The organism is Paenibacillus sp. NRS-1782 (assembly GCF_050467685.1).
In the GTDB taxonomy this organism is placed as follows: Bacteria; Bacillota; Bacilli; order Paenibacillales; family Paenibacillaceae; genus Paenibacillus; species Paenibacillus terrae_A.
The window spans coordinates 1-25065 of record NZ_JBITPH010000041.1 but is presented as its reverse complement, the minus strand read 5'-3'; the positions used below and the strand labels follow the sequence as shown (position 1 = coordinate 25065).

At 48.0% G+C, this 25065-nt stretch carries 22 protein-coding genes, 7 tRNA genes and 1 riboswitch; of the genes, 12 read left to right on the top strand and 17 right to left on the bottom strand.

Annotated elements, in window-relative coordinates:
* Positions 1-33 precede the first annotated feature (33 nt).
* Both ACIFQM_RS16265 and ACIFQM_RS16260 read left to right on the top strand, forming a co-directional pair.
* Entirely contained in the window at positions 34-3624 is a 3591-nt protein-coding gene (locus ACIFQM_RS16265) for a collagen binding domain-containing protein (protein ID WP_430041295.1), read from the top strand.
* Positions 3625-3678: 54 nt separating this feature from the next.
* Positions 3679-4404 (top strand): diguanylate cyclase domain-containing protein, encoded by a 726-nt coding sequence (locus tag ACIFQM_RS16260; RefSeq protein WP_430048273.1) that lies wholly within the window; start codon positions 3679-3681, stop codon positions 4402-4404.
* 89 nt (positions 4405-4493) lie between these two features.
* Here the strand turns inward: ACIFQM_RS16260 and ACIFQM_RS16255 are convergent, their stop codons facing one another.
* A complete protein-coding gene (locus tag ACIFQM_RS16255) occupies positions 4494-4958 on the bottom strand; it encodes a cupin domain-containing protein (RefSeq protein WP_430041293.1) in 465 nt (154 codons plus the stop codon).
* A gap of 307 nt (positions 4959-5265) precedes the next feature.
* Here ACIFQM_RS16255 and ACIFQM_RS16250 point away from each other — a divergent pair, with 307 nt between their 5' ends.
* The 4 genes from ACIFQM_RS16250 to ACIFQM_RS16235 are packed head-to-tail and all read left to right on the top strand — an operon-like array spanning position 5266 to position 8229.
* A complete protein-coding gene (locus tag ACIFQM_RS16250) occupies positions 5266-6024 on the top strand; it encodes an amino acid ABC transporter ATP-binding protein (protein WP_430041292.1) in 759 nt (252 codons plus the stop codon).
* 31 nt (positions 6025-6055) lie between these two features.
* Positions 6056-6886, top strand: a complete 831-nt coding sequence (locus ACIFQM_RS16245) for a transporter substrate-binding domain-containing protein (protein WP_430041291.1) — start codon at positions 6056-6058, stop codon at positions 6884-6886.
* A gap of 18 nt (positions 6887-6904) precedes the next feature.
* Positions 6905-7564, top strand: coding sequence for an amino acid ABC transporter permease (locus ACIFQM_RS16240; protein WP_430041290.1), 660 nt, complete (start codon positions 6905-6907; stop codon positions 7562-7564).
* Between the two features lie 14 nt (positions 7565-7578).
* Positions 7579-8229 (top strand): amino acid ABC transporter permease, encoded by a 651-nt coding sequence (locus ACIFQM_RS16235; protein ID WP_430041289.1) that lies wholly within the window; start codon positions 7579-7581, stop codon positions 8227-8229.
* Positions 8230-8305: 76 nt separating this feature from the next.
* Here the strand turns inward: ACIFQM_RS16235 and ACIFQM_RS16230 are convergent, their stop codons facing one another.
* The gene (locus ACIFQM_RS16230) at positions 8306-8512 is read right to left on the bottom strand and encodes a hypothetical protein (protein ID WP_430041288.1); all 207 of its coding nucleotides are present in this window, start codon (positions 8510-8512) and stop codon (positions 8306-8308) included.
* Between the two features lie 423 nt (positions 8513-8935).
* Positions 8936-9049: riboswitch (glycine riboswitch) on the top strand.
* Positions 9050-9260: 211 nt separating this feature from the next.
* Between ACIFQM_RS16230 and sdaAB the strand changes: the two genes are divergently transcribed.
* Positions 9261-9950: an L-serine ammonia-lyase, iron-sulfur-dependent subunit beta gene (sdaAB, locus tag ACIFQM_RS16225; protein WP_430041287.1), complete on the top strand. Its 690-nt coding sequence runs from the start codon at positions 9261-9263 to the stop codon at positions 9948-9950.
* On the top strand, positions 9940-10839 hold the full coding sequence (sdaAA, locus tag ACIFQM_RS16220; protein ID WP_430041286.1) for an L-serine ammonia-lyase, iron-sulfur-dependent, subunit alpha: 900 nt from the start codon (positions 9940-9942) through the stop codon (positions 10837-10839). The genes sdaAB and sdaAA overlap by 11 nt, the downstream gene beginning before the upstream one ends.
* A 90-nt stretch (positions 10840-10929) precedes the next feature.
* Here the strand turns inward: sdaAA and ACIFQM_RS16215 are convergent, their stop codons facing one another.
* The 7 genes from ACIFQM_RS16215 to ACIFQM_RS16185 form a co-directional block, all read right to left on the bottom strand.
* On the bottom strand, positions 10930-13266 hold the full coding sequence (locus ACIFQM_RS16215) for an Ig-like domain-containing protein (RefSeq protein WP_430041285.1): 2337 nt from the start codon (positions 13264-13266) through the stop codon (positions 10930-10932).
* 134 nt (positions 13267-13400) lie between these two features.
* A complete protein-coding gene (locus ACIFQM_RS16210) occupies positions 13401-13862 on the bottom strand; it encodes a pyridoxamine 5'-phosphate oxidase family protein (protein WP_430041284.1) in 462 nt (153 codons plus the stop codon).
* A 203-nt stretch (positions 13863-14065) separates the two neighbouring features.
* The gene (locus ACIFQM_RS16205; RefSeq protein WP_430041283.1) at positions 14066-15250 is read right to left on the bottom strand and encodes a response regulator transcription factor; all 1185 of its coding nucleotides are present in this window, start codon (positions 15248-15250) and stop codon (positions 14066-14068) included.
* Entirely contained in the window at positions 15231-17027 is a 1797-nt protein-coding gene (locus ACIFQM_RS16200) for a cache domain-containing sensor histidine kinase (protein WP_430041282.1), read from the bottom strand. Before ACIFQM_RS16200 ends, ACIFQM_RS16205 begins: the two co-directional genes overlap by 20 nt.
* Before the next feature lie 30 nt (positions 17028-17057).
* Positions 17058-17873 carry a carbohydrate ABC transporter permease gene (locus ACIFQM_RS16195; RefSeq protein ID WP_430041281.1) on the bottom strand — a complete coding sequence of 272 codons (816 nt, stop codon included), beginning with the start codon at positions 17871-17873 and terminating at the stop codon, positions 17058-17060.
* A gap of 22 nt (positions 17874-17895) precedes the next feature.
* Positions 17896-18786 carry a carbohydrate ABC transporter permease gene (locus ACIFQM_RS16190; RefSeq protein WP_430041280.1) on the bottom strand — a complete coding sequence of 297 codons (891 nt, stop codon included), beginning with the start codon at positions 18784-18786 and terminating at the stop codon, positions 17896-17898.
* 109 nt (positions 18787-18895) lie between these two features.
* A complete protein-coding gene (locus tag ACIFQM_RS16185) occupies positions 18896-20227 on the bottom strand; it encodes an extracellular solute-binding protein (protein WP_430041278.1) in 1332 nt (443 codons plus the stop codon).
* Between the two features lie 292 nt (positions 20228-20519).
* On the opposite strand from ACIFQM_RS16185, the gene ACIFQM_RS16180 reads away from it, so the two are divergent.
* Positions 20520-20681 carry a lysine-specific demethylase gene (locus tag ACIFQM_RS16180; RefSeq protein ID WP_014279404.1) on the top strand — a complete coding sequence of 54 codons (162 nt, stop codon included), beginning with the start codon at positions 20520-20522 and terminating at the stop codon, positions 20679-20681.
* Between the two features lie 257 nt (positions 20682-20938).
* Here ACIFQM_RS16180 and ACIFQM_RS16175 read toward each other — a convergent pair whose 3' ends face one another.
* The gene (locus tag ACIFQM_RS16175; RefSeq protein ID WP_283654271.1) at positions 20939-21679 is read right to left on the bottom strand and encodes a Crp/Fnr family transcriptional regulator; all 741 of its coding nucleotides are present in this window, start codon (positions 21677-21679) and stop codon (positions 20939-20941) included.
* 300 nt (positions 21680-21979) lie between these two features.
* Between ACIFQM_RS16175 and ACIFQM_RS16170 the strand changes: the two genes are divergently transcribed.
* The 3 genes from ACIFQM_RS16170 to ACIFQM_RS16160 all read left to right on the top strand — a co-directional run bounded on the left by ACIFQM_RS16170 (position 21980) and on the right by ACIFQM_RS16160 (position 24322).
* Entirely contained in the window at positions 21980-22429 is a 450-nt protein-coding gene (locus ACIFQM_RS16170; protein WP_283654270.1) for a GAF domain-containing protein, read from the top strand.
* Between the two features lie 143 nt (positions 22430-22572).
* On the top strand, positions 22573-23226 hold the full coding sequence (locus tag ACIFQM_RS16165) for a response regulator (RefSeq protein ID WP_044647721.1): 654 nt from the start codon (positions 22573-22575) through the stop codon (positions 23224-23226).
* The gene (locus ACIFQM_RS16160; protein WP_430041276.1) at positions 23219-24322 is read left to right on the top strand and encodes a PAS domain-containing sensor histidine kinase; all 1104 of its coding nucleotides are present in this window, start codon (positions 23219-23221) and stop codon (positions 24320-24322) included. The genes ACIFQM_RS16165 and ACIFQM_RS16160 overlap by 8 nt, the downstream gene beginning before the upstream one ends.
* A gap of 104 nt (positions 24323-24426) precedes the next feature.
* Here the strand turns inward: ACIFQM_RS16160 and ACIFQM_RS16155 are convergent.
* The 7 genes from ACIFQM_RS16155 to ACIFQM_RS16125 form a co-directional block, all read right to left on the bottom strand.
* Positions 24427-24497: transfer RNA gene (locus ACIFQM_RS16155), tRNA-Gly, on the bottom strand.
* 9 nt (positions 24498-24506) lie between these two features.
* Positions 24507-24580, bottom strand: a tRNA-Pro gene (locus ACIFQM_RS16150).
* A 22-nt stretch (positions 24581-24602) separates the two neighbouring features.
* Positions 24603-24679, bottom strand: a tRNA-Arg gene (locus ACIFQM_RS16145).
* A gap of 26 nt (positions 24680-24705) precedes the next feature.
* Positions 24706-24777, bottom strand: a tRNA-Cys gene (locus ACIFQM_RS16140).
* A gap of 10 nt (positions 24778-24787) precedes the next feature.
* Positions 24788-24862: transfer RNA gene (locus ACIFQM_RS16135), tRNA-Gly, on the bottom strand.
* Between the two features lie 6 nt (positions 24863-24868).
* Positions 24869-24955, bottom strand: a tRNA-Leu gene (locus ACIFQM_RS16130).
* Between the two features lie 14 nt (positions 24956-24969).
* Positions 24970-25045 (bottom strand) — tRNA-Lys (locus tag ACIFQM_RS16125).
* Between the last annotated feature and the right edge of the window lie 20 nt (positions 25046-25065).

Genomic DNA, 25065 nt, shown 5'->3' with positions numbered 1-25065 from the left:
CAATAATCTTTAGAAAGGAGAATTAAATAGAGTATGAGAAAAAAATGGAATGTACTAATTATTGCACTATTACTCATTTTACAAAGTTTTTTTGGTATCACCCAAGCTTATGCTCAAATCCCTGCCCCGGATCAGCCGGAGATTGCTGGAACCGAGGCAGAGCAAACCGTTACAAATGATGTATATGATATCGTAGTACCCGAAACAGAACCAGTCATAGAACCAGAACAACAGATGCCTCCTTCCCTACCAGCTCCTGTTGTTCAAGCAGCGGTCGCCACAAATTCTGAAGAAGCTGCTCAAGCGAGTATATTAACGAAACTTACCCTGACCGATGCGACCGGTCAAGTGATTGATGCGGTATACAATCCCGATAGTCGCTTGGACATTGACGATGCAGTCCATCTCATTTATGACTGGGAGCTTCCCAACAATACGTACAAGGCCGGAGACACCTTTACCTTTCAATTGCCCGAGCAATTTGAAATCTACACAGATATCTCCTCTCCTTTGGTTACGACAGATGGAAATGTTGGCCATTTCACGGTAGACCGCCAAGGCAAAGTGGTCATGACTTTTAACGATTACCTGGAGAGCCATTCCAATGTCAGCGGAAAACTGGAGGTTAAGACCGAGTTCAGCAAGCAAATTGAAAATGGCAGTACAGAGGTCATTATCGCCATCCCGATCAAGGGGGGCGTACAAACAGCAGTCGTAAATATCAAGCCTGCGGCAGGCCCTTCCCTGGATAAGCAGGGGAAAGCCAATGGAACCCGTCAGATTGATTGGACGATTGACGTAAATAAACAATTGGATACGGTTCAACATGCTGTAGTCACTGACCCGACTCCCCAAGGATTGGAGCTGGTAAGGGATTCTATCCGGTTATATTATTTACAAATCAACGTGGATGGTTCAACCTTGCTGCGTGATCCGGTGGATAAGGATAAGTATACGCTGGAAGCCGATTCGGCTGGTACCGGCTTCATCATCCGTTTTAAAGATGAAAACATCCGTAGCGCATACCGAATCCAATACTCCACTAACATCACCAGCGAAGAATCACGTTTTTCCAACACAGCCACTTTTTCTGGCAGCAATACGAAAGACGCTTCTGCAACAGCTACAGTAACCGTTCAACGCGGCGAATTCTTGTCCAAAAAAATGGAGCAATACGATCCGGTTACGCAAACGGTATCCTGGGCGATCAAGTATAATTTTGGCGAAAAGAAAATTCCCGCCGGGAAAGCCGTGTTAACTGACCGCTTCAACAAAAGCCAAGAGCTCGTGGCTGGTTCACTTAAAGTGTACAAAGGATCAACTTCTGAGGAACTTTCTTCCTCCGAATATACCGTCTCACTGGTTAGCAATGAAACGGCCAACGGCTTCGATTTACGCTTCAACTACGATGTAGAGGAAGCATACACGATCCGTTATCAAACCAAGGCGGTAGATCGTGTACTTAAAAATGAACGTATAACGAATACCGTAACGTCTGATGGAGTAACCAAAGATACCACCACTGAGCTAAAAAGCGGGGTCATTGTTAAAGGCTTCAAGGAACCGAACTACAACACAAAAACGATTCCCTGGGTTATTGCCATCAATAAGGATAAATATACGATGAATCAGGTTGTGATCAACGATACGTTTCCGAATGGCGGTTTGGCTCTTTTACCAGATACATTAAAGATCCAAAGCGCGGACGGAAAATCAACACTAACATCACCAGCAGATTATGAACTGATTCCTTTATCACATGACTATAAGCAAGGATTCACGATACGTTTCCATAAAACGATCCAGGACGCGTATACCATCAGCTATTCAACAACATTTAACAATGAATGGAAAAAGGATACGAGCAAGTCGGAGTTCTGGAATAAAGCTTCCATCTCATGGGTGCAAAATGGAACGCCCTACTCTGCTGAAGCCGAAGCCCGGCTATGGCCTGACAATCTGACACAGCAGAACGGTGCCAAGCAAGGAAGCTATAACGCTACCTCCAAGCACATCACATGGGACATCTTGACGAACTATAACCGTAAAACCCTGAATCAGGCTGAAATAAAGGATACGCTACAGCAAGGTCAGAAGCTGGTTCCCGGCTCTGTCAAAGTGTATGACATGACACTGCTTGGGTGGTGGAATGGTGTGGAAAAGGGAGCTCAACTGTCGGCAGACCAATACACCCTTGTTCTTCCCACCGCTGATAACGGCAATGAGCTGCGTATCCGTTTTAATGAACAGATCAACACTCCCTACTGGATCACTTTCCAGACCACCTTGGAGGGAGAGCTTATTGATAAAGAAATCAACAATAAGGCTCTGCTGATGGATGGAAAAAACATGATCTCTGAGTGGGCAGCCAAAGTAACTGTGCCTCATGGGGGAGAATACGTTACAAAAGCCGGTAGCCAGAATGGTAATAAGATCGAATGGCAGATCCGGATCAATGAAGGGCAATCTTATGTCTCCAACGCCAAAATCGTGGATACACCCAGCAGCAATCAAATCCTGATTGAAGATTCCTTTCATTTGTATTCCACCAAAGTATCAGCCAACGAAGAGGCTGCCAAAGGCACTGAATTAGTCAAGGATCAGGATTATAAGCTGAAAATTACGACAAACGATCAAGGTCAGCAATCCTTTGAGCTTGGCTTCACACAGGCCATTTCATCCGGCTATATTTTGGAATATCAATCTTTCATTCAAGCGGATGATAAAGCGAAAGTGAGTAACAGCGTCTATTTTGAGGGCGACCGCTTAACTACGGAGCTGAGAGAAACCAGTAAAGAAATCATCGTGCGGACATCCTCCGGCTCAGGTTCAGGGGGAGGCATAACAGGAAGCCTGGAAGTGACCAAGGTTGACCAGGATCATCCTGACAAGGTGTTGCCTGGAGCACGCTTTGCACTCTATGATAAGAACCAAAAAAGAGCCCCGCTCATTCAAACTACCAATGCAGACGGGAAAATTTTGTTCAATTCATTGCTGTATGATGAATATATTCTGGAGGAACTTGCAGCTCCAGCAGGCTATAAAATAACAGCCTCGAAGACAGCGGTCAACATAGACGCCACGGTTAAACAAAGCTCAGGTATTAAGCAGATCGTGGTGACCAATGAAAAAGAGACCCCTGTTGATCCGGGTAAACCTACCGATCCAGAAACGCCTACGAATCCAGGAACACCTACGAATCCGGGTTCAGGTAAAAAGCACGATAAAGATCCTGAGCCCACAGAAACGCCGAATGTACCCGTTAAGCCAGTAACCAATGAGCCACAGATCGTTGAAGATGAAGATGTGCCATTGGGTGTTCCAGAGATTGAGCAGCCTCCTGAAGAACCCGATGCGCTGCCGGAATCGCCAGAAATGGATCCTCCTCAGAAATCGTCTCCACCTGTAGAGATTGAAGATGAACCCATACCCAAAGGAGGCATCAAGTTCCCTGTTGAGGACCCCGAGGACCCAAGTGATTCAGGTCGTACTCCGCAGGTAAATAAATTACCGCAGACAGGAGAAAACAGTCCTGCTCCCTTCTATTTGAGCGGAATGTCTTTCATTCTTCTGGGTGCCTATTTGAAATACAGACGGATGCACAAAAATAAAAGAATGAAATAATCAAACAATCCCCTTTCTGGCTTACACAAAGCGAGGAAGGGGTACTATCATGATATGGGTGGTGACATGAACTTGAATTTAGCTCAAAACTCCTATATGCTCTTGTGTTTATTGATCTTAAACCTGATCGTATGGACATGCCTTGGGATTTTTTTAAGGTCTGTATTTGTGGAAAGAACTATGCTAAGGAAACTTGCTTACCAAGACCCTGTAACAAGTTTGTTCAATCGGAATGCGCTCAACCACTTTTGGAAGCAACATAAAGGCAAAGAAAGCACTGCTATTTTATACATTGACCTGGACGGCTTCAAAGCCATTAATGATGCTTATGGACACAAGGTTGGCGATATGCTGTTACATGAAGTTAGCCTTCATCTGCTACAAGTCATGAATGCGAACCAAAAGGCTTTTCGAATTGGAGGGGATGAATTTTTACTCATTATAAAAAATTTTGATTCCGACCAGGTAAAAATTTTGGCGCAACTCCTCCTAAGAAAAATCAGCAGCGCCTACAGCATTCATGGACACAGACTATCTGTCACAGGAAGTATCGGTATTAGCTTGAACCCATCCCAGAAGGACAATCTGCAGACATTGCTCAAAGAGGCAGATATCGCCATGTACCATGCCAAACGAATGGGAAGAAATCGCTATGCCGTATATTCCAAGATTAACCGGAAACAGAGCAGCTCATACAACACTACACGGATCAAAAACCTCGCAAAAGACATTCGAAAGCGCCATAATGTCCATGCCCCAAAAAAACCTTCACCTCTATAAGCCAGAAAACAATCCAAACCCAGCAGAGAATATAAATCAGGCGGGCCATCCTGTTAATTTAAGGAACACACCCGCCAATAAAAACTTCCTTATTCAGTTTTGTCCTTTGCAATCAGCTTGAAATCGTCAAAGTGGAATCCCGGAGCAACGACACAGGTTACCAGCACAGGCTCATCCCCAAGCGGACGCGCCGTTTGCCATACTGTGCCCGGCACCAGCGCTTGTGGATGCTGTCCTGCCTCCACATCGGCACCGACGATAATCACCGTTTCTTCACCAGGTTGTTCTCCGCTTCCACCCAATTTCAACTCCACAGGGCTTCCGCTATGATACAGCCACAGCTCATCCGAATGCACGACATGCCACTCGGAGAACTCGCCCGGATGCAGCAAAAAATACGTCGATGAAGCTGCAAAGCGCGGACCGGAATACACATCCGGCAGTACAGGCTTCGGAATTTGAAAATGGGACTTCCACATTTCTTTGTACCAGCCGCCTTCCGGATGGGGCTCCATGCCCAATGCGGTTACCAGCGGTGAAATAGCTTTCGTCATTGCACTAACCTTCCTTTACCCTAAATTCCTTCTCCCCTACTGTAAAACATAACGTTGCTTTTGTCACGTTTCTCCCTTGGAATGTCGAAGGAGATTATTTTATGTCAAATTTAATAACATTAATTTGTGCATGCATGCTCATCTACATATGAAAATATCGATTCACTCATGAATAATTACATAAAAATATATTTTGAGTGAAGTTTTATGACATAAAATCTTGTTTTTCATTGTAAGCTTATAGTATCATGAGAGAAAATTTTGAAATTTTGATAGAGCTTTATCATGCCAGCCAATCTACCAAGCTATGTATCCAAGCCTGAAAGGGGTGAGCCTTCTGATCCAGTTTCGCAACGTCAACAAGCATTTTGGTCACTTCCATGTACTTAAAGACATCAATCTTCAGATTAAGGAGGGCGAGGTCGTCGTGATCATCGGACCCTCCGGCTCGGGTAAAAGCACCCTGCTACGCTGCATCAACCGTTTGGAAACCATATCGGACGGGGAGCTGATCGTCAACGAGATACCTGTACATGACAAAAAGATTGATATTAACGCGTTCCGGCGCAATATCGGTATGGTATTTCAGCATTTCAATTTGTATCCCCATAAAAAGGTAATTGAGAACATTGTACTCGCACCCATGAAGGTGCTGGGGATCTCGAAGAAAGAGGCTATCCAAACAGCCATCACCTATTTGAAGCGTGTTGGAATCGAGGAAAAAGCACAGAGCTACCCCGCCCAATTGTCCGGGGGACAGCAGCAACGGGTTGCTATCGCCCGTGGCCTCGCTATGAATCCAAAGATCATGCTGTTTGACGAGCCTACCTCCGCTCTGGATCCCGAAACCATCGGAGAGGTACTGGATGTTATGCGTTCGCTCGCCCATCAGGGCATCACCATGGTCATAGTGACTCATGAAATGGGCTTTGCCCGTGAAGTAGCGGATCGCGTCATTTTCATGGACAAAGGACAGATTTTAGAAGACAGTCAGCCTGCCGAGTTTTTTCAGAATCCGGGTGAAGAGCGGGCGCGCCTGTTCCTGAGCCGTCTGATTCACCATTAAACAGACCTTTAATCGAAAGGAGATTGTTCAAATGAGAAAAAGATATTCATGGAGTGCCCTTATGCTGCTTACGCTGTCCTGTCTACTCGTTTTGGCTGGCTGTGGAGGCAAGCAAGGAACGGCAACGTCGGGGAATGAGGCGGCGGCAGCCAACGGGCTGGAAGCCATCAAGCAACGTGGCAAGCTGGTTGTTGGGGTGAAATACGACACCAAGCTGTTCGGTCTGAAAGACCCGGCTAGCGGGAAAGTAGAAGGCTTTGATATCGACATTGCCAAGGCGGTAGCCAAACATATTTTTGGAGACGAAACCAAGCTTGAATTGAAGGAAGTCACGTCCAAGACACGAATCACCTTGCTGCAAAACGGAGACATCGACGCCATTATCGCAACCATGACCATTTCGGACGAACGTAAAAAGCAGGTCGATTTCAGCGACGTCTACTTTAACGCCGGGCAATCCCTGCTCGTGAAAAAAGGAAGCCCGATTACCGGTCTGGAGTCCCTGACCCCGGCTACCAAGGTACTCGCAGTTAAAGGCTCCACCTCCGCCAAAAATATCCGCGAAAAAGCACCCAAAGCGACTATACTGGAGTTCGAAAACTACCAGGATGCATTCAACGCACTCAAGGCAGGTCAAGGTCAGACGTTGACCACCGATAACTCTATTCTGCTCGGCATGCAACAGCAAGATCCGAATTACACCCTCGTAGGCGGAAACTTCACTGAGGAACCTTACGGCATTGCGGTGAAGAAGGGACAAACGGAATTGCTGCAAGCCATTAACGATACGCTCAAGGAGCTGAAAAGCAACAGTGAATACGATAAGCTCCACGAGCAATGGCTTGGGGTTAAACCCGAATAATGGGGGTGTCATCCGCAGATGCTTACTTTTGATATCAACGTACTTTTCGACCATAGCGACCGCTTCATAGAAGGCTTGCTTCATACCGTTCAAGCCAGTGTCATTGCCTTGATCGGAAGCTTTATTCTGGGAGCGATCATCGCCATCCTCCGAATCGCTCCCTTTCAATGGATGAACTGGATTGGCACCGTCTACGTAGAGGTCATTCGTAATATCCCGTTGCTGATCGTTGTATTGTTTTTTTATCTGGGACTTCCTACTTTGGGTGTTCCTTTGGATGGTTTTGTGTCTGGAACGCTTGGCTTGACCGTATACACCGCCTCCTTTATTGCAGAAGCGATACGTGCCGGCATCCAGTCTGTATCAAAGGGGCAATTCGAAGCCGCACGCTCCTCCGGGCTGAGCTACAACCAGACGATGATCAGTATTATTTTGCCACAAGCGATTAAAATTGTACTGCCTGCGATTGGCAACCAGTTCATCAATCTGGTCAAAAACTCTTCCGTACTGGCCATAGTAGCGGGACTGGACCTGATGTATTATTCGGATCTGATTAACTCGGATACCTTTATGCCCATCACCGTCTATGCCATCACAGCGTTGCTATACCTTACCTTGACGGTTCCACTTAGCTTTCTTGTCCTGTATATGGAACGTCGTCTGTCCAAAACATCCTGAGGAGGGAAGCCCGTATGGATTTCAGCGGCTTGTTTGTATGGCCTAATGTGCGTTTTATACTGGAGGGCTTCCTGCTAACGCTGGAGGTCTCCGTTTATTCCATCATATTCAGCTTCGTGCTTGGTATCGTGTTTGGAATCCTGCGCTATACGCGTTTACCTGTCATTTCACAAGTAGCGGCCTTTTTAATCGATCTGATTCGCAATCTTCCGTTATTGCTCATTATCTTCTTCATCGGTATGGTCTTACCGTCCATCGGCCTGTCCATTTCGCTCAAATGGGCAGCTATTACGGGCCTGTCGATCTTTGAGGGGGCCATGATCGCCGAGATTGTCCGTAGCGGCTTGAACTCCGTCCATAAAGGACAGATTGAAGCCGCACGGTCCTCCGGGCTGAGCTATTCCAGAACGTTATGGCATATCATTCTGCCACAAGCGCTCCGCCGCATGGTGCCACCTATCGTCAGCCAGTTCATTTCCCTGCTCAAGGATACTTCTCTCGCGGTCATTATCAGTCTGCCGGAGCTGACGCATAACATTCAGATTGTTGGCGGTCAAAATCAGTCCTTCGTCATTCCTGCTCTGCTATTCGCCGCCTTCTTGTACTTCGCTGTTAATTACAGCATGTCGCTGCTTGCACGCAGGCTGGAGGTGCGCACTCATTAGCATTCAGCACGCGTAGCATGATCAGGGCTGCCGCCAGCCTGAACGTTTTGTCAGCACAATGCCAAGGTCCATCCGGTTATCCAGCTCCAGCAAAGTGATACCGATCCGCAAGCTTCCATTGAGGTGCGAAGCTCCTCAATGGAAGCTTGCGCCTGCTGTAGGTCCTTGAGCGCATGAGGGGGTTGACCGTCAGATCCAGATGGTCGACTGCGGGGTAATATTCATCCTTAATGCCAAAAGATACCGTTAACCCTTTGATTTCCAACACCGGCTCGCTACTCAATGTATATGCTTCCTCCATTCTCCATGGTCTTGTCCTGCTTATGCGCACCACGCTTGATGTTAAACTTCTCATGAACATTACACACCGATTTAGTCGGAATAATTTGAACTTATCCTATCACCAGTATATGGATATATCAATTAAGAATAGACTATCACGATCATTGAAAAAACCAACCACAGATTAATTTTCAGCACCAAAAATAACCGGAGATGCAGCTTCTTCCGTACTCATGCCTTTGGCCGGATTGGAATAGGCTCCATGCTTTGGTGCTGAAGCGCTTCTGCTACCGTCAACGCGCCCTCTGCCTTGACCTGGCCGAATGGAACGAAGAGTCCTAAATTATGTAAAATCCCAACCTGTGATTGACACCAGGCATGGCATACATTACGCTTAGGAGGAAATGTTGAACGGTATACGCGAATGAAGATGACGGGAGAGCCTGTCTGGGAATCACATCCCGGCAGCACCGAAGGAGCAAGACGTCAGCACCCGGCTGGCGGATAATCTCTCAGGTCCATGTATCGTCATCTGACGCAACTCTGGAGAGAGCGCAAGCCACCCAAGGGGTAAGGCGGGTATGACACCGTACGAAACTCTCAGGTAACGAGGACAGAGATAAGGGAAATTTCCTTATCCTGTCCTTTTTTGTACTCACATGCTGCGTCAGCATTAGAAGCCGTCACACCCGCGCAAAGGCGCGGCAGCACCATATACTATGGTATTCAAACATACAGGGGGCCACACCATGCGTTTCAAGGATGTATTTTCTATTATCGGTCCGGCTATGACCGGACCCTCCAGCTCACATACCGCTGGCGCGGTGCGGCTCGCACGTGTTGCCCGGCACTGGCTCGGTGTGCAACCTGACCGTACCCGCATGACGCTGTACGGCTCATTTGCCGATACGTACAAGGGACACGGCACAGACCTGGCACTCATTGCCGGACTGCTGAATTACGATACAGACGACTACCGGATTCCAGATGCCGAGCAATGTGCAGAGCAGGCCGGGATGGAAGTAGAGTTGGCTGTCAGCGGACTGCCCGCCCCTCATCCGAATACGGTCCGCTTCGAGCTATGGAAGGGTGAAGATCAACGCACGCTGCTAGGCTCCTCCATCGGCGGCGGAAACATTCATGTTCAGCAGCTCAACGAATTCCGGGTCAACCTAACCGGAGAGCTGCCTACGCTGGTGCTTCTCCACTCGGATAAGCCCGGAACATTGGGCGCGGTGACTTCGGCGCTGGGCGCAGCTGACATTAACATTGCCTACATGCACGTGGATCGCAAAGGCCGGGATGGCGAAGCGCTCACTGCCATTGAAACAGATAGTCCCGCTCCGGCTAAATTAATTGCAGAGCTGCGAGCTTTGCCTCATATGTATGAAATCAAAATGATTAACTTGAAAAAAGGAGCTGAATCCGATGCGGTTTAGCCATCTGCATGAATTAGGTGCCTTGTGCGCCGAGGAATCCACTACGATTGGGCGCATGATGATCAAGGAACAGGTGCAAGAGACGAACACACCAGAGGAAGAAATCCTCCGCCAAATGTCTGATTATTACGAAGTCATGAAGGAAGCCGTTCATCGCGGGCAAACACAGGACACTGTATCCCGCAGCGGATTGACGGGCGGCGACGGCAAACGCCTGACGGAATATTTGCGCGCAGGAGAAACCTGCTCCGGCGATGCCTCGGTACTCGCCATGGCGTATGCCCTCTCCGTATCGGAGGTCAATGCGTCCATGGGTCGCATTGTCGCCACGCCCACCGCAGGCTCATGCGGAGTCATCCCCGGCGTGTTCATCAGCGCGCAGGAGCGATTCGGCTGGGATGACGAGCATATGGTGCGCGGACTGTTCGCCGCTGGAGCGATTGGCTACGTCATCGCCAACAATTCCTTCATCTCCGGTGCGGAGGGAGGCTGTCAGGCCGAGATTGGCTCAGCCATCGGGATGGCCGCAGGGGCCATGGTCGAGCTGCGCGGCGGTACGCCAGACCAGGCCATCCATGCAGTAGGCCTCGCGCTCAAAAACACGCTCGGCCTGATTTGCGACCCCGTCGCCGGACTCGTGGAGATTCCGTGCATCGTGCGCAACGGGCTGGGAGCCGTGACCGCGCTTGCCGCTGCGGATATGGCTCTGGCGGGTGTGCGCAGCGCCATCCCGTCTGACGAAGTCATCGACGTGATGCTCGAAGTCGGCAGCGCGATGCCATCCAAGCACCGCGAGACAGCCAAGGGCGGCCTGGCCCAAACGCCGACCGGCAAGCGTCTGACGGAGTCGCTTACGCGCAACATACCAGCCAAGAAGGATAAGTCATAGCTTCTAAGCGGTAGTGCCACCGAATATCCTTCTTAAAGCAAAGGGGCGTCCCATTGCCATTTCCATGGCTTTTGGGACACCCCTTTTTTCTTACTGTACGTTCACCTGTACCTTCGTCGTTTTTCCTGCATATTTCACGGTAATCACAGCTTTACCTTTACCCTGTGCCTTAATGCTGCCGTCTTTGACTGTGGCAACAATAATTCGGGACGAGGACCAGACTGCCGGCTTGGATACATCCTTCTCCGACTCATCCTTATACGTAGCTGTAGCCGTAACCTTGGCTACCTGTCCTGCTTTCAAATTCAGCGAGACTTCGTCGGTTTGCAGATATTTAAGCGTATCGACATCCACAGGTACGGTGATATATTTCCCGCCAAACTTCGCTTGAATATTGGTTTTACCGTAGCCTACCGCGGTAACCTGGCCCTTTTTGACTGTAGCTACCTTATAATTTAACGTTTTCCATTCGGCTTGGGCCGTAACGTCCTTTTCTTTGCCATCACTGGATTTGACCACAATTGCGATGGTTTTTTGATCTCCGGATTTAAGCGATAGCGCGATAGCATCTGCCTCAATCTGTTGCGCTACATCCACTTCTACTGTAAATGTAATGCTTTGCTTGCCATAAGAAGCTGTAACAGTAGCCTTACCACTGCCATTCGCTTTGATCAAGCCCTCGCTAACCTCGACCACCTTCACACTGCTGGTAGTCCAGGTCGCATCCTTGGTTACATCTGTTTTTGTACCGCCGCTCTTGACGCCTGTTACTTTCAACTGCTTCGTTTCCTGGGCACCCAGCGCAATCACGCGTGTGTCTGTTTCCAAACGGTCTACGAGACCGACTTGTACATTAATAGTCAGCTTTTTGCCATTATAAGTGGCGGTAACAACCGCCTTACCCGCTGCTTTACCCGTAATGGTTCCTTTGGACACCGAAGCAACATCCGCCGCACTTGAAGTCCATTCTGCATCCTGTGTCACATCTTCCTTACGACCATCCGCATACGTAGCGGTCAGAGTAGCAACATAATCCTCATCAATATCAATCGTTGCTGTTTTGGAGGACAGGGACAGGTCACCAGGCACATTCACAGATACCGTCGCTGTGACTGTTTTGCCGCCATAGGAAGCTGTGATTGTAGCCTCACCTGTTTTATAGCCCGTTACTTCACCCTTGCTGACAAAAGCAATATCTTCATTGCTGGACTTCCACTCTGCCTTATCCGTGATATCTTCTTCCACACCTGTTACATACGTCGCGGTCAGCTTGAGCTTTTTGGATTCCTTGGCATTCAGGCTCAGCTTGTCCTCACTCAAATTCAGATATCTGGAGGTTTCTACGTCTGTCTTAATCGAAACCGTCTTATCACCATACTTAGCGGTCACCGTAGCCGAACCCGCTCCAATGGCCATAATCGTTCCTTTATTCACTGTCGCAATTTTTTCATCGCTTGTGGACCATGTAGCTTTATCTGTGATATCCGTTACCGTTCCATCTGGGTACACCGCAGAAACCTGTATTTTCTTGGATTCATCCAAACGGAGAAAAATACTGGATTCGCTGGCTTTCAGCTTATTCGTTTGATCGACATCCACCGAAATGGTAGCAGACATCGTACCATATTTACCTGTAATCGTCGCTTTACCTGCGCTGTAGCCGGTAATGGTGCCTTTCAGCACATCCGCTACGGCTGCATTGCTGGAGCTCCACTCGGCAGACTCAGTAACATCCTGCACCGTTCCATCCGGGAAGGTCGCCGTCAATTTGACCTTCTCGGTATCCTTCAGCAAAAGGGAAGCCTCAGATGGACTGACATCCAAGCGTTTAACCTGTTCTACCTGCACAGCAATCGTTACGGTTTGTTGACCGTATACGGCCTTAATGTTGGCTGTACCTGCTCCCTGAGCGGTAACCAATCCGTTAACTACGGTTGCTACCTTCTGGTTATCCGAGGTCCAGGTAGCATCGCCCGAAACCTGAGCAGTTGTATTATCACTGTAAGTCGCTGTCAGATTAATCTGTCCTGTGCCGCTTGAACGCAAGCTCAAGCTTTGTACACTGGATGTGAGCGCCTTAACCTTTTTCGTTACATGTACCTGAACCGATTGTATCTTATCTTTATAGGTCGCAACCACAGTCGCATCCCCTTCGCCCTTACCTGAAACCGTACCGTTATATACCGTAGCAATAGCAGTATTATCACTTTTCCAATCCGTGCTTACCGTTACATTTGAAGTCGTCCCATCGGCATAAATAGCCGTAGCCGTCAACGCAGCCGCATCCCCCTGCTGCACAGTTACCTCGTTAGAGGAAAGGACAATCTTGGAAAGCACCGGATCAGCTGCGGATGCAAACCCTGCGTATGATGTAAAACTTGAGATCAGGATGACCAACGCCAAGAAACCGGACCATCTATTCTTCAAAATCTAATTCCCTCCCATTTCAAAACTTAAAATTAAGGATTTCGCAAAATCCTTATACCTACGTTTTATTTCGACATGTGGAAAAGAATAGTTTAGGCTTTAAAGAAAATTTGGTCCTTATTAACTACTACATTTTACATTAACAGTTCTGCCACTGTTTCTTCCCAGCGATTTAACACTGCTTCTGGCTCCTTAAGTCGGACCGTAACACCTGTCAGGATATCCGCATATTGAGCAGAATCCTCTCTGGCTGCGAATACCTGTGCCGCAAACCGTTCGCGTACATGCTTGGCCCTGGGTAAAGCCGACAAGTGTTCCAGCGACAATCGGACATAATGCGCCTTCCCGCCGATGAACACCGCGAGTGTCGCCTTCCTGGTACGGATCATGTTGCCCGTCGTTGTCGTGCCCGGCCATAGTGCCAGACGCAGATTTCCCTCATCCAGCGCTACAACCTCGCCCACGCTAATCATTGCAATATGCGGCCATTGATCCTCCGTGACCGTCAGCAGCATCATCGCTTCATGCTGCTTGTTCTCCAATGCCTTGCCGTCCAACAGCGTGAACAGCTCCTTGCCGATCCTTGGTGTCTTCATAAAGTATATTCCCCTTTACATTTGGCCTATATCTTCAAAGTACCACAAAGGATCGTTATTTATCTAATGCAGCTCGCAAATTGGTTGAACAGCTACAGGCTGGAGACACGAAAAAGACTGCTCCCAAGTAGATGCTCTACAGCCCTACTCATGAAACAGCCTTATACTGGAGGAACTTCCATCATTCCTTCGTTGATACCGCCTTATTTGACTCCCTGATGCCGATACTCGGTCGGAGTCATTCCACATTTGCGCCGGAACACCTGTGTAAAATGCCGCATGTCCTGATAGCCAATCCGCTCGGAAATATCGGCCAACCGAAGATGAGGATCACTGAGCAGCCGCTTTGCTTCCTCCATCCGCAAGCAAATAACGTAATCCTTGTAGCCTTGTCCAGTTTTTTGCTTGAACAACTGGCTGAAATACACCGGATTCAAAAAGACAACCGAAGCCACCTTCTCCAGCGACAATTCCTCTGTAAAATGTGTACGAATATATTGCAACGCCACATCCACCGTATGCATGCCTTTTCGCAAACATTCTCCCGCGTCCACCGCCGCCGCTGCAATCTCCTCGGGCGTTCGTCTTAGCCGTACCACTTCTTCAGGAATAGACGCAAAATTGTGGTGAACTCCCGAACGCGTAATTTGTAACGGCACCTTCACATAACGCTTCAAGTGGGATTCGAGCAACGTTTCCAGCCGTGCCGCCTCTGCCTCATCCCGCAGCCGTGCAATACCCAGCAGGCTATGGCGGTCGAGACTGACGACAAAGCCACTCCCGCCTGCCTCAACCAGCTCGGATAGTACATTTTCAATCATAAAATGCTCCAGGTGTGTCTGCTTGTGATCAGGTTCCATACGAACCATGAAGAGATGAAACTCCGGATAGTTTTCCACAAACGGCTGTATATCGAGCTTCCCAGTATCCAGTCCAAGTGCATGGCGTTGAAAAACAGCTTCACGCAAATAGACCATATTGGACTTGAGAAGCTTGCCCTCGCTCGCCTGCTGTGAAGCGACAAGTGCTTCGGCCGCCAGCATTTCAATGCATTCGAGCAGCTTTTTTTTGCCAATCGGCTTTAACAGGTAGTCTTTGGCACCCAGCTTTACTGCTCTTTGTGCATATTGGAAGTCGGAATGGGCCGAAATAACAACCCACTGCAGATGAGGATGCTTTCGCTTGGAAATGCGCATGAATTCCAGACCATCCATACCGGGCATCAGGATATCGGTCAATACAATATCCACGGGATGCTCCGCCAGAATGCCTGCTGCTTCCTCGGTGGAAGCAGCGATATGAATGCCGCAGGCTGGCAGAGCCTGACCAATGGTGCGCCGAATCCCCTGCCGAATCATACTTTCATCGTCAGCTATCAGAATATTCATGATTCTCCTCCTTCTGTGGCAGAGGCACACTTACAGTGGCTGTCGTTCCGGCCCCAGGTACGCTGGAGATCCGTAGGCCGTACTCTTCTCCGAACATGTGCCGTAGCCGTAAATTTAGATTTTGCAGGCCGATGCCTCCCACCTGCCCGCTGCCCGTCTGCTTGCCGGGTTCTGCCAAAGCAACCTGAACCACCTCCCATCGTTCGTACTCCATCCCTGCGCCATTATCCATAATATGCAGACTTAATACACCGTCATATTCCTCTGCCCTGACGAGCAGCTTGCCGCCTGTATTCGCATGAAGAGGCTCGAGTCCGTGCTTGACTGCATTTTCAATCAACGGCTGTAAGGTCATTTTCGGCAAGCGGATATCCATCCAGCGCTCATCAATACTGATGTCTACGGATACCCTGCCTTCCAGCCGTGCCTGAATAATCGTGAGGTAATGCCCGATCTGCTCCACTTCTTCGCGCAGGCTGACATCGGTCCCTTCCTCCCAATGACTGCTGTAGCGGAACATATGGGATAAGGAGAGCACCACTTCCCCGAGCTGATCCTGCCCCTTTTCATCCAGCATCCAATAGATCATATCCAGCGTATTATACAGAAAATGCGGATTGACCTGCGTCTGGAGCGCGTGCAACTCGGCATTTTTTTCACTGACCGATGATATGCGTACCAGCTCGATCAAATCGGCAATCCGTCTTACCATATGGTTGAAGGATGTCGCCAATTGGTTGATTTCCTCATAAGATTCAATCTCCACCGTATGGCGGAAATTCCCCGTCTCTACCCGTTTCATTTCGCGAATGACCCGCTTCAGCGGAAGCGAAATACGTCTGGAGACGATGGAGGCAATCAGCGCGGATAAAATAATGAGTACAGGCACCACGATGAGCAAATACCTTTGATTTTGCACCAGCTCCACGTTTAAATCCCCGCTGGGTGTCACACTAATGACCGACCAATCGGCAAACGGCAACTTAGAAGCGATTACAACCTTCTCATTACTCCGATTAACAATGACATCATCCTCAGGCACCTGCTGCTCCAGACTTTGCAGATCCGGTGGCGGTTCAGAGGAAGTAGCCGACACAATCCGATTTTTATGGCCTACCAGATATACCTGACTATTGGTGCCCAGCCGCAAATTATGGAGGGCGGACAGAACCGAGCGCGGTTCAGCTTCAAACAGGACGATACCAATCGGCTTATGCTCATCCAGATCATAGAGCTGGCGCCCGAACGCAAACACCGGTCTGGTTTCCACCTGGTCAATGACAGAGTGAGGATAAACGCCCAACCATGCGATTTTGCCCGCTGACTTTCGAATTTCCTTATACCATTCAGTGTGTTCGTAATCGGTATCAATAACATTCATGTAATTACCGTAGTTGTACACCTTGCCTGTGTCTGTAATGACATGAATGCCTATCAGGTCCTCACGCGAATAATAGATAGCTCCCAGAATATTGGTAATTGTACGTTCATTGATGTAATTGACGGCGGGTAAATCACTGGTATCCGTCGTTAGCAGACGAACCAAATCCATATTGTTGCTGATCGATTTGGACAGACTGTTATAGCTGCTGAGCAGCAGTTCGAACAGTCCTGCCGTTTGAGAAACATTTTTACGAGCCAGCTCACTGACCTTATCATGGAACTGTACTGTAGTACGGTTATAAAATAACAGACTGATCGCCAGCACAATACCGGACATGCTCAAGAGGAATAGAATAAACAAGCGGTGGTGAATAGACTGAAAACGGCGCATCATACCTCCGTGCGCTCCTTTCGAATCGCTCGCCTACCCTTTAATCGCCCCCGCTACCATGCCCTTGGTAATCTTTTCGGACAGGACAAAATAAATAATAATGACCGGTAAGGCCCCCATGACCAGAAAAGCGCCAATATTGCCGTAATTCACAGAATACTGACTGACGAATGTATAGACGCCGAAAGGGAGTGTTTTGAGCTTCTCTGACGAGATAAAGGTGGCAGCCATAATGTATTCATTCCAGATATTAATAAAGGTCAAAATACACACCGTCATCATTGGCGGAATCGAGATAGGTAAGATCACACTGCGAAAAATACGATAAATGCTCGCTCCATCAATGTAAGCGGATTCTTCAATCTCGTGGGGAATGGACCGCATAAAGCCGGACAGGATGAAAACCGCAATCGGTGTCTGAAAAGCAATGTAGGGTAAAATTAGCGAGAAATACGTATTGAGAATGTTGATGTTTTTGAACATCACCATCAGCGGCAGCAGCGTTGCCTGCATCGGAATCATCATTCCGATCAGAAACAAGGTCAGCACAGCAGCTCCAAAGCGCCAGCGGAAACGCGCAATCGCATAAGCAGTCATCGAGCTTAACAAAATGACGAATAACATCGTAACCCCGGTCACCAGCACACTGTTTCCCAAATAGCGCAAGTAGCTCCCTGCTTCATACGCTTCCTGATAGTTGTGCCACTGGGGCACTTGAGGGAGTGCAAAGAAGCTTGCGCTCAAAATCTCTTCATTCGTCTTCAACGAATAGGTCAGCAGCCAGAAGAGTGGGTACAGCTGCGTGACGATCAAGACCGCCAGCAAGGAAAAGACCAATGTTCTTTTCATGGTGATCACAGCTTCATCCCCCTTAGCTTACCTTATTTTCGATTCGTTTGAAAACAAAATTTATCACAATTGTAAATGACAAGCAGATAATCACGAGAAACGAAGCCAATGCACTGCCATATCCATATTTCATGGACAAAAAAGACATGTTATACATATACGTGGACACCGTATCCGTTGCATGAGCAGGCCCTCCACCCGTCATCACCCAGATCAGATCGAACGATTGCAGAGAACCAATAAAGGCCAATACAATGGATATTTTGAAAATAGGCACAATGAGCGGCAGCGTAATATACCGATCTGCTTTAAAACCCTCAGCTCCATCCATTTTGGCTGCCTCGTACAACTCATTCGGAATATTTTGCACCCCGGTAAACTGAATCAGCAAATGATAGCCAAAATACTGCCACAACGACACAAAATAGAGAGCATACATGGCAAGCTGCGGTTCTGTCAGCCATGAGCGTGTCCAGCTTTCCAGCCCGACCGACATCAAAATACCGTTCAGCATCCCACCCATTGAGGCCGGATTATAGATCGTCTTCCACAGCTGCCCGATAATAACCACCGACAGAATGACTGGCAGAAAATACATCGTAACCAGCGTATTCGCCTTACGCACATAGCGATTAAGCAAAATAGCCAGCAGCAGACAGAACGGAATTTCCAGCATGGAGAACACAGCGAACATCATCGTCCGCTTCACAGACGGCCAGAACACCGGATCGGCTGTAAATATTCGCTCGAAATTCGCCAGCCCTACAAACTTCGCCTCAGATATTCCGTTCCAATCCAGTAGTCCACAGTATACCGACACCAGAATCGGAACAAACACCATACAGGTGTACAGCAGCAGGCAGGGCAGCACGAAAACGGCAATGGTGCGTGCCGGCACCTTAAGTACATTCATGCTCCAATCTCCTTTTGTGTTTTTTCTGAACATCTTCTAAGGATGGGCAGCTCATGGTTATCCCAAATCAGGGAAGGAACCAATGCGCCCCTTCCCTGTTCAGCTGCAACTATTTGTTCGCTTCAAAAGCGCTCTGATGCTCCTTGGCAACTTGTGCAGAGTCTTCTTTTTGCACGAACAGGTTTTGAATACTGCTCAGATGCGCCTGCGCGATAGCTGGATTCATCGTATTATCAAATGCGAGGTCGCCGCCCTTCACATTTTTGAACAGCTCATTGAGATTAATTGCCAGCTCGGAGTAGCCCGCCTCCTTCAGATCGCCTTTCATTTTCTGCCCGCTGCCAATTGCATTTTTCAGATCAAACTGGATCTTGGGCATCTCTGTAATAAAATAGTGCAGAAAATCCTTCGTCTCCTGCAAATGCTCACTGTTCGCCGATACCGCAAACGCACTGCCCGGCGCAATCACATACTCATTCACATCTCCCTTGCCATTCACCGTAGGGAATTGGAACGCGCCCACCTTGCCTGCTACCGAAGAAGCATCAATAGACCCTGTTTCCCATGTGCCCATGATATACATCGCAGCTTTTCCTGTTTTAAAAATGTTGCCGCCCGCATTATAGTCAATGGATGTTGCTCCATCCGGGAAAGCCCCTGCCTGCACCAGTTCCTGAAATGCATCCACTGCTTCCACAAAAGCCGGATCATTAAACGTCTTTTTGCCGTCCAGCACATCCTTGAGGAAATTCGGTCCTTCATTCGTACGCAGCAAAATATTCATGAAAAGGAGTGATCCGGTCCACGAATCCTTCTCCCCAATCGCAATCGGGGTAATCCCCTTTCCCTTCAGCGCCTTGACCGCCGTTATCAGCTCATCAAAGGTGGTTGGCAGCTTTTGAATTCCCGCCTGCTTGAACAGCTCTTTATTGTAAAACACCACTTCTATATTGTTGCCGTCCGGAAAAGCATAAAGCTTATCATCAAAGCTATAATAATGGAGCAGTCCATCCTGAAATGTATCTTTTAACCCATCTTTATCCGCCACATCGTTCAGAGGAGCCAGCAGCCCTGCATCTACGAAGGGCTTCATCTGTGCGGCCGGGTTTACAATTGTAATATCCGGAACTTCCTTCGCCGCCGCCTGTGTTTTCAGCTTTAGCTTTTGTTGATCTGTATTCAGCGAATCCAGCTCAATTTTGACATTCGGATGATTCTGCTCATATTGACTTACAATTTGCTTTATCATTTTGTATGAAGGAGTGCTAGGATCAGGATTAATGTTCTGGAAGGTAATCGTCACTTCTTTACTTGCAACGTCTCCACCCTTGCTGCCTGAGTTTCCCGGACTTGCGCTCTGTCCGTTATTACAAGCTGTCAGCGTCAATGCCAAGGCGCTCGCCACCAAAATAGCAAACGCTTTCATTTTTGTTCTGCCCATTATCTTTTTCCTCCTCTTGTTGAAGCATTGCGCGAATTGTCTCCCGTCTGTGAACACTCAATGCCCGCTTGTTTTTTTCATTATGTTCTATAGAAAAGAAGTGAACAATGTGTGAACTTAAGGAGAAGGGTTTGTTTTTTCAAGCCCTCATTCGTGCGCTTCAAAATTCATTCATATCATACCTTGCAATTTATCTCGAACACAGGCATAATATGAATAAGCTCATTCTTTGATAATGATTCTCATTATTAAAAGGGAAATATACATGGACTCCAAAGGAGGCAGGACCGCAGTGAAAGAAGCTTTTAGTAGAACCTCCCTGCATATTGATGATTATTTGGATCTTCTCAATCTTGCGGTACAAGTCGGAGATATAAAGTGGCAAAAGGAAATTACACGTAAACTTCAAGCCTTAAGTGTCCTCCAAACAGAACAGGTTGAAATAGATCAATAATCGTCTCCCCAGCTAATTGACCGCTATACGGCGTTGATTAGCTTTTTTTATATTAAAAATGTGAGCATTTTGCATAAGTCCCAAGAGCGATTTCAAATCAGCAATATAAAGATCGAAATGGTTTAGTTCGTCTATATATTGTACTTTTAAGCGTTCGGAATCGAATGTTGCAAAATGCTGGTGTATAAGTGCAGGTTGTCAGAAGACATAAATAAGGCGGGTCCTCAGGGACTCCGCCTTATTTATGTTCATATTTTTTAGAGTCGGCAAATTTCATGCGCACATTGGCCGTATGAAGGGCAGCAGCACATCATGCGCAGCACCTTGAGATCATGAATGACTATTTTGCCATCCCGCGTATCAAGCGTCCCCTGCTCCTTCAACGAGCTTAGCATCCGATTCACACTCTCCCGCGTCGCTCCAATCATTTCGCCCAGCTCCGAGTGACTCAGCTTCATATTCAGTAAAATGCCATCCTTCACTGCTACACCGCATGTGTTACTCGCCCGGATTAGCGTAGAGGCCAATGCACCTGTTTTACCATACAGCAGCAAATCCCGAAACCGCGATTGCATAATCCGTTGCTTCATAGCCATCCACTGAATGAATTGAAGGCCCATCGCTCCATTTTTGGACAGAAGCGATTCCAGATCCTGAACACGCACGACGCCCAGCTCACAGGCATCGGCTGTTTCTGCAGTGCAGCTATACTCTTCTCCATCTATCCCGCTGAACTCCCCAATCAAGTCGCCTTGATGCTGAATGGTCAAAATCAATTCTTTTCCGTCTTCTGTCGACTTGCGAAGCTTAACATGGCCCGAATGTATATAATATAGCTGCTCCGATTCTTCGCCCTCTCTAAAAAGCGTAATGCCGGCCTTTACCTTTTTCCAGGACATAATATCCTTCAGCAGCCCAAAATGTTCCTCAGTCAAAAAAAGCTGAATTCCCGTGCGTTCCACTTCATCCCCAAACCGTTCCGTACAAGTGGCTTGCATGTTAGTGTCCTCCTCGTGTTTACCTGATATCTATATCATAAAGTTTTGACGCATCAGTTGTTATCAGGAGAACACCTGATTTTACACCTTCCTACTCCCTGATTCGCTGTGATAAATATCACTCCCACCATCAAGCAGAGCCTAATTTATCGGCTTCCCTCCTACTCCTTGCCCCGCATGTTCAAAAGTCAGTGTTTCCTGTACCTATAGATCAGGGGGTTCCCTGACTTACTTTTATAACTGCCGGGACTACAATAAAGTTAGAGCTAAAGGTTTTTTACGAAAAAGGATGTGTCTTCTATGCTAGAAATAACGGATGAAATGCGCAAAACACTGGATCAGTTGAGAGATCGTATCTATGGGGATCTCACAGCACTTGCGCTCATGTCCAAGCCGGGCGGCAGGTTGCAATGGTATTATGCCTCTGGCAGCCGTAGCGAACGCTATCGGCGTATTTCTTTTAAGGTAGGACATGGTATTGCCGGGATGGCTGTTCGTCTGGGGCGTACCGTGACCGTAAGTGCTATGCTCTCCGGCAGCATCCGTTTACGTCAGGAATGTGCGCTGATGCTGGCGGAGCAGCTTCACTCTGCTGTGGCTATTCCCTTTTCCAGCACAGGGGATCTGCCGAACGGTGTATTGCTTCTTGGTAATCGTGATGTGAGAGTGTTCACCGATTCCGACGTCGCAGGGGCCACACAAGTCGCCGAGCAGCTTGGTCAGCTATGTGCCCACACGCTTACTCTATAAGATTAATAGCATTTTTATAGAAAATGAGACGGATATATATTACGAAATATAATTGTATCTAACTGCCTATGTTGATTGGAATCCCTTAAATTTGCTATGATGATGATAAAATGTACGGTTCTACCGTTCGAGGGGATGACAAATTGATTCGTATACTTGTAGTGGATGATCATGTTGTCGTACGTTCCGGCCTCATGGCCCTACTGGACGGCAAACACGGTATTAAAGTGGTAGGAGATGCAGCGGACGGGGATGAAGCGATTCGCAAGGCGATAGAGTTACAGCCCCATGTTGTACTCATGGATTTTAGTATGCCACCTGGCAAAGACGGTCTTACGGCAACTACTGAATTGAAAAAACAGTTGCCCGATACGGAAGTGCTTATTTTAACGATGCATGACGATGAAGAATATCTGTTCCGGGCCATTCAGGCCGGAGCTTCCGGATATATTTTAAAAAGCGCACCTCACGAGGAATTACTTGCTGCCATTCAGTCTGTGGCCGAAGGTAGCGCCTATCTGTACCCGAATGCAACCAAACGACTAATGAGTGAATATCTGGATAAGATCAAAAAGGAAGGCATAGCCGGCCCATATGAGTCCCTTTCTGAACGTGAAAAGGAAATCCTTTCGTGGGTAGCCAAGGGATATGCAAACAAGGAAATTGCCGAGCGTCTGGTGATCAGCGTCAAAACCGTTGAGTCCCACAAAAGTAACCTGATGGAGAAGCTTAACCTGAAAACACGGCCCGAGCTGGTCAAATTTGCACTAAAAAAGGGGCTGCTGCATTATGAATGAACCTTCTAATCCTTTGCTCCAGCATGCTTTTGGCGAGTCAGCCGATAAGCTGCTGGATAATTTGGAAGCGCATATACCGGAATCCCCTTTTCTCCATGCACTGCGTAACTCACTTCACCAGCTATCCAATCTGAAATTTGCGTTGGATACGTCCTCTATCGTTGCTTTGACCGATCACCGGGGCATTATTCAGTACGTCAACGACAAGTTCTGCGAGATTTCGCAATACAGTCGTGAAGAGCTGATCGGTCGGGATCATCGCCTCATTAATTCGGGCTATCATCCCCCTGCCTTTATGAAAAACCTGTGGACCACAATTCGTTCAGGCGAGGTATGGCAGGGAGAGATACGTAATCGAGCCAAAGACAACACCTACTATTGGGTGAATACCACCATCGTTCCATCCATGGACGAAGAAGGTAAGCCCTATCAGTATTTGGCGATCCGTAATGAGGTAACCAAACTAAAAAAAGTAGAGGCTGAGCTTCAGACGATGATGACGCAAGTGATGCAAATACAGGAGGAAGAGCGCAAACGTTTCTCAAGAGAGCTTCACGATGGAATTGGGCAAAGCTTGTTTGCGCTGATTATTCAACTGGATAGCCAGCTTGCTGAACAGCCTAGTCCTGCTCTGGAAAAGCTGCGTTCACAGGTGACTGACATTATTAAGGATGTCCGCGGACTGGCATGGGAACTTCGTCCGTCGGTTCTGGATGATTTGGGCGTCGTACCGGCCATACGGACCTATATTGAAAACTATTGTTCTCATTACGGAATTGAGGTACATTTTCAATGTAATTTGCGTAAACGCCTTGATATCCGCAAAGAAATAGCAATTTATCGGATTGTACAGGAAGCCTTGACGAATGTAGCCAAGTATGCGGACGTAGCAGAGGCACATGTCAACGTAGAGGATCGGAGTGAGACCATACAAGTGACTATTTGGGATGAAGGTATTGGATTCTCCAAGCAATCCCAAGGGGAGGGCGTGGGACTGTTCAGCATGGAGGAACGAGCCAGGGGAGTAGGAGGATGGATGAGCGTAACCTCTGCACCGGAACAGGGGACCTCCATCCAACTGACCATTCCTGTGTAAAGATACAACAGCATAAATAAAAAAAGAGAGAGCGCTGTCCCAGACAGGCTCTCTTTATTTATAAGGTGTCACCACTGAGGCAACAAGAATCCGCTATAGCAAAAAGCGGGTGATGGGAATCGAACCCACGCTATCAGCTTGGAAGGCTGAAGTTCTACCATTGAACTACACCCGCAAATCAGTATCGGGATGACACGATTTGAACATGCGACCCCCTGGTCCCAAACCAGGTGCTCTACCAAGCTGAGCTACATCCCGATATTATACATTTTTAAGAAAATGGCGCGCCCTGAGAGATTCGAACTCCCGGCCTTTTGATTCGTAGTCAAACGCTCTATCCAGCTGAGCTAAGGGCGCAAAATGTAATCCATAATGAGCAGTAAAGGCGCCACCCAGATTTGAACTGGGGAGTGAAGCTTTTGCAGAGCTTTGCCTTACCACTTGGCTATGGCGCCGAATGGATAATGGAGCGGACGACGGGAATCGAACCCGCGACCCTCGCCTTGGCAAGGCGATGCTCTACCGCTGAGCCACGTCCGCAAAATATGGTGCGGTCGAGAGGACTCGAACCTCCACGGGGGTTAGCCCACACGGACCTGAACCGTGCGCGTCTGCCAATTCCGCCACGACCGCAAAATAAATATAAATGGTGAGCCATGAAGGATTCGAACCTTCGACACCCTGATTAAAAGTCAGGTGCTCTACCAGCTGAGCTAATGGCTCTTAATGGCTGGGGATATAGG